Here is a 4,242-nt window from a genome sequence, read left to right on the forward strand (position 1 = left end):
AAAGCAAGAAATAACTATAGGTTATTTCTTGCTTTTTTTATTATATTAATGATTTGCTTTAACAAAGCCTATATTTAAATTTAATAGGTCAGGATTTTAGCATTATTTATTAAAATAGGTAATAAAGCAAAAATAACAAATCTGTTAGTGGAATAATTTAAAATATATCATATACTGACAGGGTAAGTAATTTATTGTAATGGAGTGATTGTTATAGACAGAGGAACTAGTAGAGTAATACAAATGAGTGATTCGAAAAAAAGAATAAAAAATCCAAGTAGTAATAAGAAACTAGATAAGAAAGTAAAGGCAGAAGAGTTTTTTTCCAGAGCGTATTATTCTGTTAACTTAGTAGAAAAGATTAAGTTTTACTCTGCAGCAATAAATTTTAACTGTAATTATATAGATGCTTATTTTAATAGAGGTAGTGCTTATAAAGACTTGAAAGATTATGATCTGGCAATAAGGGATTTTACAAAAGTTATAGAATTAAATTCGAATGATGAGGATGCGTATAATAATAGGGCTGTTACTTATTATGCTAAAGAGGAGTATAGTAAGGCTATCCAAGATTACAATAAGCTTCTGAAATTAAATACATTAAATGCAAATGCTTATTTTAATAGAGGGTTAACCTATAGAAAACTAAATATGAGTGAAAAAGCATTAGATGACTTTAGTACAGCTATAGAACTGAATCCCAAGGATTGGGAAGCGTATTATAATAGAGGAATTATACATTACATGAATAGAAATTATGAAAAAGCAATTTATGATTATAGCAAGACTATAATCATAAATGATACTTATGAGAATGCATACAACAATAGAGGAGTCGTATTTTATGCGATGCAGGAATATGAAAAAGCTATTGATGATTACGTTAAAGTTATAAAATTAAATCCTCACAATAGAGATGTATATTGCAATATAGCATTAATATGTAAAGAAAAAAGTAAAATAAAAGGTTTTAAAAACTATACAGAAGACCCAAAGCTGGTTCTTTAGTGTAAGGAAAACTAGGAGAAAATGTATAAAAGTCTTATAAAAAAACAAAGGCCATTCATAAACAGGAAAATAAGCTTCCTTATATGCATGGCTTTTATTCATGAAAATTATAAATATCCGTTTTCAAACACAATCTTTTAAACTATTGCTGAAGTTTTTTTGACCTTACTAGCTTTGAAATAAAGCGAAAAGTTGTAGATGAAAGCATTATACCAAATGCAATTGCTCCTGCTACAGCTACTGTTTGCATTCCCTTTGAGTAGGCAGCTGAATAGTTTTGCTCTACTATGTAATTTATAGTATTATATGCTGTTATACCAGGTACAAGGGGAAATATTCCTGGTATTGAAAACTGTACTGCAGGAGTTCTAAGTTTTCGTGCCATTAACTCACTGTACACACCTACGACAAAAGATCCTGCAAAAGATGCAGAAACAGGGCTAACAGTATATTTATATACCATAAGATAGGTTATCCAACCAAAAACCCCACAAAAGCCGGTCCATATTATCTTTTTTCTGTCAATATTAAAAAGTATAACAGGGAATATACTTCCGAAAAATGCTAATACTATTTGTTTCATCATAATTTTACACCTACCCCAATAGCCAATGCTGCGCCAATACCTGCGCCTACAGCAGTTATAACAAGCATTGATTCACCGAATTTAGTCATTCCTGAATCAAAATCTCCATATATAATATCTTTAATTCCATTAGTAAGAGGTACTCCAGGTAATAATATCATTATTGCACCAGTTATAACATTTCCTTTGCTTACAAAGGGTAGTAGCTTTTGGGCGGCTATACTTACGCCACCTATAATAAAACCTGAAAGGAAGAATTCAAAAAACTGAAAAAAACCAACATGAGATATTTTTTCCAACATAAAATATATACCCACACTGACAATTGCTGAAACAATTGAGTCATAGATTGTCCCATTAAAAAACAATGAATATACAAAAGAAGTCATACTTGCTGCAAAAATTCTAACAGGAAAGCTGAAATAGGGGGCTCCTTCTATATCCTTCAATATCTGTTTTGCTTCTTCATAGGAAATAGGGTTATGCTGAAGATTTCTAGAAAAAGAATTGATAAGCTCTATCCTATATAGATCTACCCGTCTTGTCCGAATCTTTTTTAACGAAGTTATTTTTTCATTATCACCATCTAAGAGCGAGATAAAAACTCCCTTAGCTGTTACCATGCATTCACATTGTAAGTTATAAGAACTACATATTCTTTCAATGGTTTCCTCAACTCTATAAGCTTCTGCACCATTACTTAAAAGCATATGACCTGCAGAAAGAGTAATCTCCAAAACTTGTTTAGCCTCCATATTATACTCCTTTATTAAAATAATATTATTTACAGCCAGTACTATTATATCATTTTTTGTGAGAATTTCTATTAGGTAAAGGAAGGTTAGAAAAATATTATTTAAGTAAAAAAATCTCTAGTACAATAAGATATGTATCAGCATATATAGGATATAAACAAAGAAGCACTAGATTTTATCTCTAGTGCTTTTGTTTTAGTTATCTTTGCTTACTATAATAGGATGAATATTCTCTGACATAAGAGAATTTAACACCTCATTTGCAGGATAGTAATTATTTTTACCTTTTGGCGAACCATCTAAGTAATTAGAATTAATATTGAAGGAATCGTATATTTCAAAGTAGGTTTTACCATCCACAACTTTGTAACCTTTTATAATAACAGTATAGGCACTTCCATCAACTATATGGAAACGTCCAACTCTAGACTCTGAACTGTCATTATAATTTATATATTGTGGATTGAGATTAACTATAAGTATGTTTCCAGATTTAAGTTGCTTCTTTAATTCATCTTCGCTTATATCATCACAAGAGTTATATTTTATATTTGAATCTTTTAAAGAAGAAATAATGTTATTCATACTCCAAGCTAACCCATCATTTTCATATGTATCTCTTATATAGGCCACTGACTTATCAAGCGAAGGGTTTGTCCACTTAATAGCCATAGCTACAGCAGCAGGGCCAGAGTTTATAGCTGAATATTTTCCAGTATCATTTTGGCCAATATACCAATCGAAGTTTCTATTATTACTTACAGATTCTGTTTCATTATTGCCTAGTCCAAGTGAAGCAGCCTTTGATTTAATAGAAAAAGCCATAGTTGAAGTATACTTTATTTTTATACCATCAGAGCTTTCTATGTTATCTCCGATAATTAACTTATAATTTTCTTCGTAGTTATAGCCAGTGCTCCATGGAATGACAGTTACAGAGTAGTCATCTATTAAAACTTTAGTTGAAACAAAGCTACCATTGGTATCTATAACCTTAAATTCATTTTTGTTACTTTCAGTATCTTTTATTTTTCTATTAAATTTGATTTTCCACTGCTTAAGCTGATCTACATCTTTTCTTTCGCTGAAGTTCTTATATTCTGGAGTTTTTTCTTCTGTATTCGAGTTTGAATCTTCCTTTTGTGGATTACTGTCATCGGGTGGATTCTTATCTAATGCTATATATTGTTTGGATACATATCCATAGGAAGAACCATATTTAATTTTATACCAATCACCTGTAGTCTCTAATATTTCTACTGACTCATCTAATTTTAGGCTTCCTATAATTTTTGCACCAGAATTAGATTCATTTCTTACATTTAATCCTTGTTTAGATGACACAATACCATGCAGTGTAGCGGCTTTAACTGCATAAGAAGTACCTAATATAGAACAAGTAGCTATTGAAACTGAAAGAACAATTGATATTATTTTTTTACTTTTCATTAAAGTCATCTCCTCCTATCTTGAAAAGTTAATATGATTTACATTAATTTCTTACAACTATATATTAACACATATATGGTAAAAAGATTATAAATAAATCCTTAATTCTGTAGAAGAGACTGCTGTTATTTGTAAAAAAGTATTTATAAAATATAGATTTTAGAAAAGACAAATTGTATAATCACTAAAATTCAGCAGGTTAAGTTATAAGGGAACTCTTTAACACTAATAGATATATCTATTTTTAGTATATGTTAAATTGAAACAAACTGACTCTGGTGTATCATTAGGCAAAATATAAAGGAATAAAAAGAATGAATTAAATTGAATGGTTTAATTTAGTCTAAGCTGTTATACCATTTATATTTTCAAATGATAAAGATGATAACATAACATTCGTCGCTTGATGAGCGACAAATAAACAAAAAAACTTAATATCAAGAT

The 4,242-nt window shown here is 29.6% G+C and carries 4 protein-coding genes; 1 reads left to right on the top strand and 3 read right to left on the bottom strand.

The genetic code is table 11. The features are described from left to right. Nucleotides 1-243: 243 nt before the first annotated feature. A complete protein-coding gene (locus tag N4T77_RS19895; protein ID WP_261673606.1) occupies nt 244-1,008 on the top strand; it encodes a tetratricopeptide repeat protein in 765 nt (254 codons plus the stop codon). Between the two features lie 142 nt (nt 1,009-1,150). Here the strand turns inward: N4T77_RS19895 and N4T77_RS19900 are convergent, their stop codons facing one another. The 3 genes from N4T77_RS19900 to N4T77_RS19910 form a co-directional block, all read right to left on the bottom strand. Next, entirely contained in the window at nt 1,151-1,594 is a 444-nt protein-coding gene (locus N4T77_RS19900; RefSeq protein WP_261673607.1) for a threonine/serine exporter family protein, read from the bottom strand. Next, nucleotides 1,591-2,349: a threonine/serine exporter family protein gene (locus tag N4T77_RS19905; protein ID WP_261673608.1), complete on the bottom strand. Its 759-nt coding sequence runs from the start codon at nt 2,347-2,349 to the stop codon at nt 1,591-1,593. Before N4T77_RS19905 ends, N4T77_RS19900 begins: the two co-directional genes overlap by 4 nt. 195 nt (nt 2,350-2,544) lie before the next feature. Then, on the bottom strand, nt 2,545-3,798 hold the full coding sequence (locus tag N4T77_RS19910) for an SH3 domain-containing protein (RefSeq protein ID WP_261673609.1): 1,254 nt from the start codon (nt 3,796-3,798) through the stop codon (nt 2,545-2,547). Nucleotides 3,799-4,242 lie beyond the last annotated feature (444 nt).

This window comes from Clostridium sp. CX1, assembly GCF_025398335.1.
In the GTDB taxonomy this organism is placed as follows: domain Bacteria; phylum Bacillota; class Clostridia; order Clostridiales; family Clostridiaceae; genus Clostridium_AM; species Clostridium_AM tanneri.